The following is a 13,619-nucleotide window of genomic DNA, read 5'->3' as shown; positions in this document are numbered from 1 at the left end:
AACAAGAATTCACAAAACCTGCAACACCCCAACAAGATGCGCACATCGAAGCCTACCATTCCATCATGGAAAGCTCTGTATGTCAGAGGTTTGAATTTGACGATTTGAAGCAAGCTCGAGAAACATTGGAGGAATTTAGAAGTTTTTATAATTTCGAGAGAATACATGGAGGAATCAACTTTCAAAGCCCTTACAAGTATTTGCTCAAACATAACATTGACATGAAAAATTTAACTCAAAATAAGACAAAAATCTGTGCTTGAAGTCTCTAACTTTCTATCATTTACGTGTCCAATAATTAGCGGTTAGCACAGTTTTCCCGAACTACTTGGGGGAACGAGAGAACTTAGAAAAATATTTTTCGATAAACTCTTTGTCAAAAAAGTCGATAGAGAGCAGAATATCCGATTTAGAAGTCTAATTCTTGAAATACAGGAGAAAAAACAAAATGCTCAAAACACAATTGATTTGGAAAAGATGGTTGACGATATGATTTTTGAAATACATGAGTTAACTCTCAACGAGATAAATATGATCGGCTTTATAAATATTGATTAGACTTCTGATTATCAATAAATTGAACCTCATGCTCATTCAAGCCATATAATTCATAAACCTTTTGGTCTATCTGTTTTTCCAACTCAAAATAAGAAAGGTTACTATTTTTTAAAACCATAATTTCATTCACGAGGTTTGCAAATACATATTGTTCCTCTGCTGATAAAATAGGGATAGGTAATTTTTCTACAAACATGGGCTTATACTCAAAATAGCCACCATTTCTTGTAACACCCAATCCCCGAATGTAGTAATCTGCTATTTTTGAATTCAGAACCGCCAAAATATATTTGTTTGCTGGGACAATCATGGGGCAAGGAGCATTTATAAACATTCCAGCCTCAGCTAAACAGTAACTCGCTTCCAAATTAAGATTTCCCCACGTTATTTTTTCGTTAAAAAAATCGTCCCAATAACCTATACTATCTTGAGTTTCAAACCATTTATTATTTGTTTTCTTTCTTGCACCAAAGTCGCCTGTTTGCTTCAAGCGGTCGTAGCCAAAACTCAAAAGGTGCTGTTTTACAGCGGGGTAATTTTCAATATCATAATTGAGGCTCGGAAATGTGGCAATAATCCACAGGTCTGCAAACTCATACCTATAGCGTTTGATGTCTCTGCCGCGAAGAATCGGGCGATTTTTATAGCAAGGTTATTGCATAGGTTAAAGTCATCTTTAACTTAAACAATTTGTGATAATGATTTACGGATATATCAGAGTAAGTTCCGACAGGCAAACGGTTGAAAATCAGAGATTTGAGATAAATAACTTTTGTGAAAAAAATCAAATGGTTATTGATCGTTGGCTCGAAGAAACCATCACAGGTACAAAAAATGTAGAAAACAGAGCTTTGGGTAAATTGCTCAACAAAATGAAAAAAGATGACATTTTAATCTGCACAGAACTTTCGAGATTGGGAAGAAATCTGTTGATGATAATGGGTATTTTAAATCAGTGCATGAGCAAAGAGGTGAAGGTTTGGACAATCAAAGATAATTATCGGCTAGGCAATGACATCAACTCTAAAGTCTTAGCTTTTGCTTTTGGACTATCGGCAGAGATAGAACGAAACCTTATTTCGCAACGAACCAAAGAAGCACTGGCAAGAAAAAGAGCAGAAGGAGTGATACTAGGTCGCCCTAAAGGCCGAAAATCTTCAAAGACTAAGCTGACAGGTCAAGAAAGGAAAATAAAAGAATTGCTCAATAACAAAGTATCATACAGTGCCATTAGTAGAATCCTAAAAGTACACAGGCTAACTATTACAAATTTTGTCAAAACAAATAAATTGGAAGTTTTAAAACAATAATCATTTTCATTTTTAGGTTAAGCGCATTTGAAAATAAGATTTTTGAGAATAAATACCTTATTTTAAGGAAGTTATGTGGTTTGCTATAAAGGTTGCTAAAGTGCCGTAAGTTAGCTATCTCACGTTCCTTTGAAGCTTCGCTGGATTGTTTGAGCGCGTCTTCTGCATTCTTATCCTTTCTACTAAAATTTCGTATCTCTAAAGCGTTTTTAAATGCGTTTAACCTAAAGGGACAATCTTTTTTGTAAAACCCAACCTTTTTATTTTACTTTGTAAATAAAAGTACTTTTTGATTTTATACAATGAACTACTTTGTCAAACCAGATTCGATTGTTAGGCAAATTTGGGGGAAAGCCGATACTATCCTTTTTATTTTTGCGGGAGCATCGGCGGAGTTTGCGCTGAATAAGGCCGTTGATTGGCTTTATTTTACGGGAAAACTGCCTGCTGACCCATTGGGGCGGTTGTTCTCTACGGTGGAGTACGCGCGACAAATCGTTTTTGCCGAACAGCAACAAGCGCTTGCGGCCATTGATAAAATTGCGGCTATTCACGGAGCGGTCGAACAGAAACGCGGGGCTCAAATCCCAGATTGGGCGTACCGCGACGTGCTTTTTATGTTGATTGATTATTCGATTCGAGCCTATGAAGTGCTGGAACGCAAATTAACTCAAAAAGAGAAAGAGGAAACTTTCGACGTATTTTATCGGGTAGGGGCTAGAATGGGCATTCAGGGATTGCCTACAACCTTCGAGGATTGGGAAAAAATGCGGGACGAGCACTTGCGGGATAACTTAGTAGCCAGCGAGTTTACCCATGACTTATACCGCCAATACCAAAAACATTTGGGGCCTGTTCGCTTTTTTATTCTAAAACAAGCTCAAACTTTAGTCGTTCCTCAAAGAGTAAATCGGCTTTTGGGGCTTGGCAAAATTCCCTTTTTGGCGCCTGTGATTGCTACGTACAAGTTGTTTAGGTACCTAAAGGTGGAACATTTGCTGAAGGATACCATTCTACCCACAGCCTACAAACCGCAAATAGCAGCGCTTGACCTTCGGTCAGACGATAGTCAGACCGAACTCAAATTCGGGTAGTTCTTAGTCTGACTATCATCGTTACTTGGTCTTACTCGGTCTGACTATCGTCTGACCGAATCAAAATCTGCCGCAATTTTATTGATGTCGCCATCCGATAAGTTTTTAGAAGCAATCACCGTACGGTAACGGAAGGTGGTTGATTCCCCCTTTTTGAGGGTCAAATTAAGGGTTTCTTTTCCTTTGCTAAAGATGGCTTGGCCGAGCGGATTGGCCGCAAAAAGCCCATAACCACGTGCGTGCCAGTAAGTTGGGTAGCCCACGTTTTTGGGGTGGTCGAGGATAACGACATTGATGGTCTCGTCGCCAATTTTTCCCCGTAAATTACACCAACGTCCGCGCGTACTCCAAACGTTGTCTCCTTCTACACCCTCGCTCGTGCGGTAGTTGCCCGTAATGCCCGTGTTGTCCATCGTGGCTACTTTCGTTACGACGCCGTACGCATCCGTAAACTCAGAAGGCCCCGTAGAAGGGTGTTCTAATTGACGAGCGACGCGAATGGCAAACATGCCGTCTTTTACGTCTTTAAACACAACCTCGGTTTTAGCAGTTAGCGTAGTGATGCGGTCAACGGTGCGGGTGGTGGCGTCTCCCTTAAAAATATACGTTGTGGTTTCGGTGAGCATCAAGCCGCCATTTTTGTCGAGCCAGTCGGCCGTAACGGTAAGGGTACCTTCGTTTTTGCCACTTTTCATTTTGGTGATTCCCGTATGAACGATGGTGCCGTAGGTGTGTTTGGCGTGGTCCACCTTAGTTGAGTTGTTCCAAAAGTCGTGGGCATTGACCGACTCATAGTTGAGCCACATTCCGACGTGGTGCGGGTGATCTACGCGCTCGCCCGTACGAGGTTTGATGGGCCAGCCGCGTGTAATTTCAGTGCCTTGGGCAGTAAGCAGTGGGTAAAGAACTGCTTTTTTTAAAACATCAGGGCCTGGATAAAAATAACTGGTGAAGGGCTTACCATCGATTGTTACTTCGACTTTCTTTTCGGTTTCGTTGGGGGTGAGGACAACCCCTTTTTGGGCAATAGCTAAACTTGAAAGAGCCAAAGCGCCCACTAAAAAAGGAAATTTCATAGAATTTGTAGTGGAATTTCCTTCTAAAGGCGTCGGGATTCCGTTTTTACCCCGTACTTTCTTTAAGTTTGTAGCATGGCAAAAAAACGAAAATTTTACGTAGTATGGGAAGGCCGCCGTCGAGGGGTGTTTACGGAGTGGGACGAGTGCGAGGCGCAAATCAAAGGTTTTGCGGAAGCAAAATATAAGTCATTCGATTCATTGAAGGAAGCAGAAGCTGCTCTTAGCAAAAGTTATTGGGAATTTATTACTCCTAGCAAAGCCAAGCCTGCGCTGAAAGAAGCCCCTGCCAATGTGGGTAAACCCAACCCTGAAAGCATTGCGGTAGATGCCGCGTGGAATACCGCCACGGGCGACATGGAGTACCAAGGCGTCTATGTTCGTACGGGGCAAAAACTCTTTCATCAAGGGCCATTTCAGGATGGGACAAACAACATTGGGGAGTTTTTGGCGATTGTTCACGGCTTGGCGTATTTGCAAAAACACCAGAGCAATTTGCCGATTTATACCGATTCTAAAACGGCCATGAGCTGGATAAAGAAAAAACACGCCAATACAAAATTGGAAGTAACGCCGCGTAACAAAGCCCTTTTTGAAATGCTCCAGCGGGCTGAAGAATGGCTGTCGAAAAATAAATATACCAACGCCATTGTGAAATGGGAAACGGAATATTGGGGAGAAAATCCCGCCGATTTTGGCCGAAAATAGCTAAATTTTTATTTGCCCAACGCGATTCGGCCACACATAATGGACGCCACGACGGTAATGGGTGTAAAAAGTAAAGTTTCAAGCGACGAAATGGCAAAGAGATTTCCAAGGGTGTTTAAAGCAAAAATTCCCGCAAAAACCCATAACAGTACGGTCGCTACTTTTTTTAAGTTAGTATATTTTGTTCGTCCGTGGACTTGGATGAGTATAAATAATAATAGTAAATTGGACATGGATATAAGCTCAAACACAACCATCTGCTCTTGATTTTCGAGCCGTCCACCCCAAACATATTTATGGGGTATCAGTCCAATAATAACACAAAGTTGAAATGCCAGACCAAAGCCAATAAGGGCGTACATTATGTACTGGGCAATGGAATAAGGGATTTGTTTTAGATAATTATTCATACATCATTTTTATAAAGGTAAGACAATGGGACGTAGCTCAAACCCCTATTTTAAGTTCAAACAATTTACTGTCTGGCACGACCGTAGTTCATTGCGCGTATGTACAGAAGCCTGTTTGTTAGGGGCGTATGCGTCGGTGGATGGGGTGAAAAAAGGGTTAGATATTGGCACGGGTACGGGGGTGTTGGCCCTGATGCTGGCGCAAAGGAACGAAAATTTACACATCGACGCCATTGAAATTGAGCAATCAAGCGCCGAACAAGCCCAAGAAAATATTAGCCAAAGTCCTTTTGCCGAACGGATTCAGGTGTATAAAACCGCCCTCCAAAATTGGAACAAAGAAAAGGGCTACGATTTTATTATCAGCAACCCACCATTTTTTGAAAATCACCTGCTTTCTACCAACGAAATTAAAAACCAAGCGCTGCACACCGAAAGCCTTTCTTTGGTCGAATTAGCCAATTCAGTCGCTAGTTTACTGCAAAAAAAAGGCCGATTTGTGGTATTATTACCGCCCTTTGAAACCCAAAAAATGACTGAACTCATGCAGGAGAAAGGACTTTGGCCTGTCAAACAACTTCAGATTTTTCAACGAGAAGAAAAAGCACTTTTTCGACTTATCACGACCTTCCAGTGGCAAAATAAGCCATTGCAGTTAGAGAAACTTACCATTCACGAAGGTGACGGTAAGTATTCTGAGGGTTTTCGTACTTTATTAAAGGACTATTATTTGATATTTTAAATTAAAAATGCGTAACACAATCTCTGATTACTTCCAACAGTTACAAGACCAAATCTGTGCAGCCATCGAACAAACCGACGGAAAAGGTAAGTTTCATGAAGACCTTTGGCAACACCACGGCGGTGGCGGTGGCCGAACGCGCTTGATTCAGGCGGGAAATATCCTTGAAAAAGGGGGCGTCAATTTTTCGGCGGTGCAGGGGCAAACATCTGAGGCGCTCATGAAACAAATGAACCTCACTGAGCGGGCCGATTATTTTGCCACGGGGGTGTCGATTGTCATGCACCCTGTGAGCCCGATGGTTCCCATCATTCACATGAACGTGCGCTACTTTGAGATGTCCAACGGCACAAGCTGGTTTGGGGGAGGGATTGACCTGACGCCGCATTATGTCGTTGACGAAGATGCTCGCTGGTTTCACCAACAACTCAAAGCTACCTGCGATGCCCACGATGTCAATTATTATCCCAAATTTAAAAATTGGGCAGATGATTATTTCTTCTTGCCTCACCGCCAAGAAACCCGTGGTGTGGGCGGAATATTCTTCGATTATTTAAAACCAACCTCCGACGACCATAAAAATCAACTGTTTGGGTTTGTCAAAGCAGTGGGTGAAACCTTTGCGCCGACTTATACGGCATTGATGAAAAAAAACGCTGATATTCCGTATAGTGAGCAACAAAAAGCGTGGCAGTTGGTACGCCGTGGGCGTTACGTGGAATTTAATCTGGTGTGGGACCGTGGCACAAAATTTGGACTTGAAACGGGCGGACGAACTGAGTCAATCTTAATGAGTTTGCCACCTTTGGCAGGCTGGGAATACGATTATCGTCCCGTTCCTCAATCGCGCGAAGAATACACACTTTCGATGCTAAAAAAAGGCATTGAGTGGGTATAAAACGCGTTTTTTGGACATTTTTTTGTATATTTACGTGTTAAAAAATTGTAATTTACCAATAGCGATTGAGCGACTATTTTGGTGAAAAGGTTGAAATAAACCTATATTACGTGGCACTCAATACGAACCGATGAGCGAAATAAACGACACTTTACCCGAAGACCAAAATCCCACTGAACACACCCGCCACGACCAGTTGGTGGTGTCGGATATGTACCAAAACTGGTTTTTGGAATATGCTTCTTATGTAATTCTAGAGCGTGCTGTTCCTAACATTGAGGATGGCCTGAAACCTGTGCAGCGCCGTATTCTTCATGCACTGAAAGAAATGGACGATGGGCGCTTTAACAAAGTAGCCAACGTGATTGGGGCTACCATGCAGTTTCACCCGCACGGGGATGCGTCTATCAACGAAGCGATTGTCAACATGGGTCAGAAAGACCTGGTGTTTGATACGCAAGGGAGTTGGGGTGACATCCGAACGGGGGATGGCGCCGCCGCCGCCCGTTATATTGAAGTGCGACTTTCTAAGTTTGGCAACGACGTTATTTTTAACGAAGATACGACCGAGTGGCAAATGAGCTACGACGGCCGTAAGCGAGAGCCTGTCACGCTGCCTGTGAAGTTTCCGTTGCTGTTGGCCATGGGCGTAGAAGGGATTGCTGTGGGGCTTTCGACCAAAATCATGCCGCATAATTTTGTGGAATTGATTGAGGCGTCAATGGCTTATTTGAAAGGATTGCCGTTTACGTTATATCCCGATTTCCCAACGGGCGGTTTTGTGGACGTGACCAACTACAACGATGGACTACGGAGCGGGAAAATTCGCGTGCGGGCCAAAATTGAAGAGGTTGATAAAAAAACGTTGGTGATTCGTGAAATTCCGTTTGGCACCACCACGACTTCTATCAAGGATTCGATTATCAAAGCCAGCGAGGAAGGGAAAATTAAGATTAAAAAACCCGAAAAGGGAATGCAAGCGGTGGAAGACCTCACGGCAAGGGACGTGGAGATTGTTATCCACCTTGCACCAGGCGTTTCGCCCGACATTACCATTGATGCTTTGTATGCTTTTACGGAGTGTGAGGTAAGTATCTCGCCAAATGCTTGCGTGATTATCGACGAAAAACCCCACTTTGTGACGGTTTCTCAAATCTTAAAAACGTGTACTGACCAAACGGTTCATTTGCTCAAACGTGAACTAGAAATCAAACGATTTGAGCTAAAAGAAAAACTTTTATACAGTTCGTTAGAGAAAATCTTTATCGAAAATCGCATTTACCGCGATATTGAAGAGTGCGAAACGTTTGAGGCGGTTATTCAAACGATTGATGCGGGGCTGACGCCTTACAAAAATGACTTTTACCGCGAAATCGTAGAAGAGGATATTCTTCGTCTGACCGAATTGCGCATCAAACGTATTTCAAAATACGATGCGTTTAAGGCAGATGAAGCCATGAAACGCCTTGAGGCGGAGTTGGCCGAAGTGGAAGATAACCTCGTTCATTTGACACGCTATGCCATCAATTATTTCAAAGATTTGTTGAAAAAATACGGCAAAGACCGTGGGCGTCGTACTGAGATTCGATCGTTTAATACCATTGCTGCGACAGTCGTAGCAGCTGCAAACCAAAAACTGTACGTTAACCGCGAAGAAGGTTTTATTGGTTATGGATTGAAAAAAGATGAATACGTCATGGATTGTTCGGACATCGATGATATCATTGTTTTTCGCCGCGACGGTAAATACAAAGTGGTACGCGTAGCAGACAAAGTTTTTGTGGGAAAAGACATATTTTACGTGTCGGTGTTTAAGAAAAACGACGAACGTAAAATATACAACGTTTCCTACCTTGACGGAAAATCGGGGGTGAGTTATGCCAAACGTTTTGCCGTAACGGGCATCACGCGCGACAAAGAATACGACGTGTCGTTGGGGACAAACAAGTCGAAAATGACCTATTTTAGTGCCAACGACAACGGAGAAGCAGAAATAATTACCGTAAGCCTAACCGCCCAAAGTACAGCCCGAATTAAGATTTTTGATTTTGATTTTTCTAAGTTAGCGGTCAAAAATCGTTCGGCTATGGGAAATGTACTGACCAAGTATCCCGTCCGTAAAATAGCCTTTAAATCGGCAGGTGCTTCAACACTCGGTGGCGTTGATTTGTGGTACGACGAAGTGCTTGGTCGATTAAACCGTGACGATCGGGGGCGTTATTTGGGTAATTTTGACAATGGTGACCTGATTTTGGTACTTTACAAAGAAGGCTCGTACGAACTTACCAGTTTTGATTTGACCAACCGCTATGAACCCAAAGAGTTGGTGCTTTTGGAGAAGTTTATTCCCGAAAAACCAATTACGGCAGTTTATTACGAGTCGGTACAAAAAAATTACTTTGCCAAGCGTTTTAAAATAGAAACCACAACCACGGATAAGAAATTTTCGTTTATTGGTGAAAACAAAGGGTCTAAAATCGTTTTTGTCTCCACGGACGTACATCCACGCATGGAAGTGGTGATTGAAAAGAGCAAAACGGAGAACCAAATTGAGCAACATACTTTGGACGAATTTGTGGAGGTAAGAGGCTGGAAAGCCTTGGGGAATCGGGTTTCTGCTTTGAAAATCAAAGAAATAAAGCAGCTAGAATCCATTCAAGCGGAAATAGCCGAACCAGAAATTGTTGAAAATGAACCTGACATAGCCGCGCGGTCTGATGAAGACGAAACCCCACCACAAACCCCACCCGCAGCTCCCGATGAGACGGGGCAGTTGGGGCTATTCTAAAAAACTAGCAATGTGAAAACCGCTTTTTTACATATCAACGCCATTCGCCATTCGCGTCGTTTGCGGGTTTCTTTGATGAAAAAGCTCATCAAAGCAAGCTTGTGGTCGGTATTTGGGGTGGTAGTGGCAGTGTTGTTGTGTAATTGGATTGTGGTGTTAACGACCCGTCATAAAGTGTTTTTTGACGTTTCTTCGCTGCCTTCCAACGATGTTGGGCTGGTTTTGGGTACGAGCAAATACGTAGCGCGCGGGAAAGAGAACTTGTTCTTTAAATACCGCATGGAAGCTTCGGCGCTGTTGTTCAAAGAAGGAAAAGTCAAGTACCTGATTTTGAGCGGCAACAAGGAGGCGGAAACCTACGACGAACCCAAAGCGATGAAACAAGCCTTGACAAAATTGGGGATTCCTGAAGATGTTATGCTGCTCGATACGGCGGGTTATCGAACGTTTGACTCCGTAGTGCGGTGTCGCGAGATATATGGACAAGAACGGGTGACGGTGATTTCCCAAAATTTTCATAATGCCCGAGCACTTTACTTAGCCGAGCATGAAGGGATGGATGCGGTTGGATTTGCCGCGCAAGATGTCCCCGATGGCTATTCGCTAAAAACATTGCTTCGTGAGTACCTTGCCCGTCCTAAGGCGATGTTGGATGTATATGTCCTTAAACCTGAAGCGGGGGTAAGGGAAGGGGAATAAACAACAACCTCCCGAAAGTTCAAAACTTTCGGGAGGTTTTGCGTTAATTTTAAATCGAAAGTTGTTTCATCCAATCGGCATCCACTTTGATGCTATCAATCGACGCCCCAGGGTATTGTTCCTGTTCTACAAGGTAATACTTTACACCCGCTTTTTTGGCAGCTTTCAAAATCGTCACAAAGTCGATAGAGCCTTGTCCCAAATCCTTTTGTGTTACTTTGCCGCTACTGTCTTTCACCATGTCTTTGATGTGTACCAATTCGTAGCGTTTACCGTATTTTTTGAAGTGCTCAACGGCATCCTGACCTGCTGCCACAATCCAGCACAAATCCAACTCAAACATGACCTTTTTGGGGTCGGTATTGGCCAAAAGTACCTCGTGCGGAATTTGTCCTTCGAGTGGTTTAAAAGAGTAATCGTGGTTGTGGTAGCCAAATTTCATCCCCGCGTTGGTTACTTTTTCGCCCACTTGGTTGAACAAATCCGCTTTTTTCTTCCAGTCATCAATCGTTTTTTGAGGGCCTAGATAAGGACAAAGCATGTATTTAAGGCCTGCTTCAGCGCCACGCTCGATGTTTTTGTCAAGGTCTTTGTTCATGTCAAAGTGCGTACTCACCATTTTGACGCCCATATCGCCCAAAAATGTTTTACATTCTTTTGGCGACATTCCCCACAAAAAGTCAGGCCCTCCGTAGCTTTCAAATTGAGTATAGCCCATTTCAGCCAGTTTTTTCATGGTTCCTTTGGCATCTTTTGGCATCAAATCACGAACGCTGTAAAGCTGAATTCCAAATTTTTTGATGGGTTTCGCTTCAGTAAAAAGACTTGGTGTGAGGGCAATTCCCGCGCTTAATGCGGATGTTTGTTTCAAAAAATCGCGACGATTCATTGGTGATTGGTGGTTAGTTTCAGGAAAAAAAACGAAAAATGTGCTTTCTACTTGCATTGTGCTAAGTATTTTTGTCTTTCAATTAATAATCATCTTCGTGCATTCTTTTCCACTTGTATATCTAAAACCCAATCGCGACGAAGCCGTACGGCGGTTTCATCCGTGGGTTTTTTCGGGGGCAATCGCCCGAATCAAAGGCCAACCAACTGACGGTGAAATCGTTGAAGTTTGTGATAGCCGTGGCCAGTACTTAGCTACGGGGCATTACCACAATGGCAACATTGCCGTAAAATTGTTCAGTTTTGAACAAATTGTACCCAACGTCGATTTTTGGAAACAAAAATTGCAAAAAGCACTGACCGTTCGCCAGCAGTTGTTTGCCACCCAATGGAGTAGTGAAGACACCATCACCAACAGCTACCGCTTGGTACACGGCGAAGGCGATGGTTTACCTGGGCTTATTATCGACTTCTACAACGGAGTATTGGTTATTCAAGCCCATTCAATTGGGATGTACCGCGTGCTCGATGAGTTGGCGCAAGCATTACAAGATTTATACGGAAGTGATTTGAAGGCCATTTATAACAAAAGCGCCGATACCTTGCCCGATGAGTTTGCCAAAACTACCCAAAACGGGTACGTTTTCGGTAGTTGTCCCGTTCCGCATCCTGTCAAAGAAAACGGTCATACGTTTTTGATTGATTGGGAAACGGGACAAAAAACGGGCTTTTTCCTCGACCAACGCGATAACCGACGGTTGTTGGGAAGCTATGCCAAAGGAAAAAATGTGCTGAATGCGTTTTGTTATTCGGGTGGCTTTTCTATTTATGCTTTGGCAGAAGGGGCACAATCGGTCGATTCGGTGGATGCTTCTAAAAAAGCGATAGAATTAACGGAGCGCAATGTGGAAGCCAATTTTGGTGAGACCACCAACCACCAGTCGTATGCAGAAGACGTAATGAAGTTTCTAAAAGAAACAACTGGTACTTACGATTTGATGATTCTTGACCCTCCAGCCTACGCCAAGAGCATGTCGGCGCGTCATCGTGCCGTACAAGGATATAAGCGATTGAATGCAGAAGGCATCAAGCACCTAAAACCAAACGGGATATTGTTTACCTTTTCGTGTTCGCAAGTAGTGGATCGCGAACTGTTTTATAACACGGTAGTTGCAGCGGCCATCGAAGCAGGACGCCAAGTGCGGGTTTTACACCAAATTACGCAGCCCGCCGATCACCCCGTCAACCTTTTCCATCCTGAAGGAAGCTACCTCAAAGGATTGGTACTTTGGGTCGAGTAAAAATAAGAACAGCAGGGCAATTTGCCCTGCTGTAATACTCAACTACCCAACCAGACCCTACTATTGGCCTACAATTTGGCTTTTTAAGCCTCCTAAAACACCTAAAAGTTCGTTTTGCTCGGTAGATGGTACATTGAATTTATTCAAGGCCATTACTAAGTCATTGACCAATGAATTAAACTCAGTGTCGGTGATTTTCATCCCTTTGTGGGCCGTCACCATGTCTTTTCCTGTGTATTTTTGTGGACCACCGCTAGCCTGACCAATTTGGTCAATCAAGTTGTTACGAAGGGCAGTCAAACGTGCCGTGTTTCCCTTTTGTACTTCTTGAAGAAGTGGCGTAAACGTACGAACCATGTTTGGATCTGCCGCTACGTTTGTGATAAATTGATCCACAACTGCTGAAATGGCACTTACCCCACCAAGGCGGTCATATAATGATTTTGGCGCTGCTTCTTCTTCTTTCTTACAAGATGACATAATGAACACAAGCGCAACCGATAAAGACAAAAATGCTTTTTTCATGGTTTTAATTGATTTAATTGATTGAGAAAATGGATTAAATTAAAACTTGAGTAGTTATTGAGAGAAAATAAAAGATGCTAACGGAAACAGAAGGCGTATTTAGCGCGCTCAAATGCTTGAATGTAAGACAACGGCACGGGGCACTCAGGGCCGCTTGCTGTAATGCCATCAAAGGAAGCAGGCTCAACTTTTTTGGCAGAATAGGTTCCTACCAATGACTTCAAAGAAGACTCGTTGGTGGCATCAGGGTCAAAAGTGATGCTCACGAGTTGACTTGCGGGGTTGACTGTACAAGCGGTGACCCCTTTTTGTTGACTAATTTGTTTTTGTAACGCTTCCGAATTAGTAGTTTCGTCAAGCCCATCTACTTTTATGATGGTCATGCTAATTGGCTTTACGTAAGCGTGCATGGGGGCGGGCTCTAAATTGGCATAGACAACAAATGCCACAAAAAGAAAACCTAAGGAGTAAAGCGAAATTTTAGCGGTTTTGATAAGTCCTTTTTTCATGGTCGATAGTCTTTTTGGTACTATCTACGATGGTTAATGCCAAGTTGGATTTAGAGGACTAATTTTTTTTTTTGATATTGCATACATGAAAGACTCTTAAACAGAAGTACGCT

General features: G+C 43.0%; 15 protein-coding genes. 9 read left to right on the top strand and 6 right to left on the bottom strand.

Annotated features, from left to right (window positions below; all coding sequences use genetic code 11):
- On the top strand, positions 1 to 263 hold a 263-nt coding region (locus K339_RS0123245; RefSeq protein WP_028525753.1), incomplete at its 5' end, for an integrase core domain-containing protein.
- Positions 264 to 541: 278 nt separating this feature from the next.
- Here K339_RS0123245 and K339_RS34550 read toward each other — a convergent pair.
- Complete coding sequence (locus K339_RS34550) at positions 542 to 1,189, bottom strand: TaqI-like C-terminal specificity domain-containing protein (protein ID WP_084332290.1); 648 nt, start codon at positions 1,187 to 1,189, stop codon at positions 542 to 544.
- Between the two features lie 67 nt (positions 1,190 to 1,256).
- Here K339_RS34550 and K339_RS0123235 point away from each other — a divergent pair, with 67 nt between their 5' ends.
- Together K339_RS0123235 and K339_RS0123230 are read left to right on the top strand one after the other, a co-directional pair.
- Entirely contained in the window at positions 1,257 to 1,868 is a 612-nt protein-coding gene (locus tag K339_RS0123235) for a master DNA invertase Mpi family serine-type recombinase (RefSeq protein WP_028525752.1), read from the top strand.
- A gap of 302 nt (positions 1,869 to 2,170) precedes the next feature.
- Entirely contained in the window at positions 2,171 to 2,962 is a 792-nt protein-coding gene (locus K339_RS0123230; RefSeq protein ID WP_028525751.1) for an oxygenase MpaB family protein, read from the top strand.
- A gap of 44 nt (positions 2,963 to 3,006) precedes the next feature.
- Here K339_RS0123230 and K339_RS0123225 read toward each other — a convergent pair whose 3' ends face one another.
- The gene (locus K339_RS0123225) at positions 3,007 to 4,038 is read right to left on the bottom strand and encodes a DUF6807 domain-containing protein (RefSeq protein ID WP_028525750.1); all 1,032 of its coding nucleotides are present in this window, start codon (positions 4,036 to 4,038) and stop codon (positions 3,007 to 3,009) included.
- Positions 4,039 to 4,113: 75 nt separating this feature from the next.
- On the opposite strand from K339_RS0123225, the gene K339_RS0123220 reads away from it, so the two are divergent.
- On the top strand, positions 4,114 to 4,746 hold the full coding sequence (locus tag K339_RS0123220) for a ribonuclease H1 domain-containing protein (RefSeq protein ID WP_028525749.1): 633 nt from the start codon (positions 4,114 to 4,116) through the stop codon (positions 4,744 to 4,746).
- Between the two features lie 8 nt (positions 4,747 to 4,754).
- Here K339_RS0123220 and K339_RS0123215 read toward each other — a convergent pair whose 3' ends face one another.
- Positions 4,755 to 5,156, bottom strand: coding sequence for a hypothetical protein (locus tag K339_RS0123215; protein ID WP_051398188.1), 402 nt, complete (start codon positions 5,154 to 5,156; stop codon positions 4,755 to 4,757).
- Between the two features lie 25 nt (positions 5,157 to 5,181).
- On the opposite strand from K339_RS0123215, the gene K339_RS0123210 reads away from it, so the two are divergent.
- The 4 genes from K339_RS0123210 (at position 5,182) to K339_RS0123195 (ending at position 10,283) form a co-directional block, all read left to right on the top strand.
- On the top strand, positions 5,182 to 5,898 hold the full coding sequence (locus tag K339_RS0123210; protein WP_028525747.1) for a tRNA1(Val) (adenine(37)-N6)-methyltransferase: 717 nt from the start codon (positions 5,182 to 5,184) through the stop codon (positions 5,896 to 5,898).
- A 7-nt stretch (positions 5,899 to 5,905) separates the two neighbouring features.
- A complete protein-coding gene (gene hemF / locus K339_RS0123205) occupies positions 5,906 to 6,796 on the top strand; it encodes an oxygen-dependent coproporphyrinogen oxidase (RefSeq protein WP_028525746.1) in 891 nt (296 codons plus the stop codon).
- A 130-nt stretch (positions 6,797 to 6,926) separates the two neighbouring features.
- Complete coding sequence (locus tag K339_RS34545) at positions 6,927 to 9,584, top strand: DNA gyrase/topoisomerase IV subunit A (protein WP_037301645.1); 2,658 nt, start codon at positions 6,927 to 6,929, stop codon at positions 9,582 to 9,584.
- Positions 9,585 to 9,596: 12 nt separating this feature from the next.
- Positions 9,597 to 10,283 carry a SanA/YdcF family protein gene (locus K339_RS0123195; protein ID WP_229598797.1) on the top strand — a complete coding sequence of 229 codons (687 nt, stop codon included), beginning with the start codon at positions 9,597 to 9,599 and terminating at the stop codon, positions 10,281 to 10,283.
- A 49-nt stretch (positions 10,284 to 10,332) separates the two neighbouring features.
- Here the strand turns inward: K339_RS0123195 and K339_RS0123190 are convergent, their stop codons facing one another.
- Positions 10,333 to 11,172: a sugar phosphate isomerase/epimerase family protein gene (locus K339_RS0123190; RefSeq protein WP_028525744.1), complete on the bottom strand. Its 840-nt coding sequence runs from the start codon at positions 11,170 to 11,172 to the stop codon at positions 10,333 to 10,335.
- Between the two features lie 97 nt (positions 11,173 to 11,269).
- On the opposite strand from K339_RS0123190, the gene K339_RS0123185 reads away from it, so the two are divergent.
- Positions 11,270 to 12,472, top strand: a complete 1,203-nt coding sequence (locus tag K339_RS0123185) for a class I SAM-dependent rRNA methyltransferase (RefSeq protein ID WP_037301643.1) — start codon at positions 11,270 to 11,272, stop codon at positions 12,470 to 12,472.
- Positions 12,473 to 12,532: 60 nt separating this feature from the next.
- On the opposite strand, the gene K339_RS0123180 is transcribed toward K339_RS0123185, so the two are convergent.
- Complete coding sequence (locus tag K339_RS0123180; RefSeq protein ID WP_028525742.1) at positions 12,533 to 12,997, bottom strand: group I truncated hemoglobin; 465 nt, start codon at positions 12,995 to 12,997, stop codon at positions 12,533 to 12,535.
- A 77-nt stretch (positions 12,998 to 13,074) separates the two neighbouring features.
- Positions 13,075 to 13,506, bottom strand: coding sequence for a heavy-metal-associated domain-containing protein (locus tag K339_RS0123175; protein WP_028525741.1), 432 nt, complete (start codon positions 13,504 to 13,506; stop codon positions 13,075 to 13,077).
- Between the last annotated feature and the right edge of the window lie 113 nt (positions 13,507 to 13,619).

The sequence above is a fragment of the Runella limosa DSM 17973 genome, assembly GCF_000482465.1.
Classification (GTDB): Bacteria; Bacteroidota; Bacteroidia; order Cytophagales; family Spirosomataceae; genus Runella; species Runella limosa.
The sequence above is the reverse complement of the archived record's forward strand: the minus strand, read 5'-3'. Positions and strand labels throughout refer to the sequence as shown.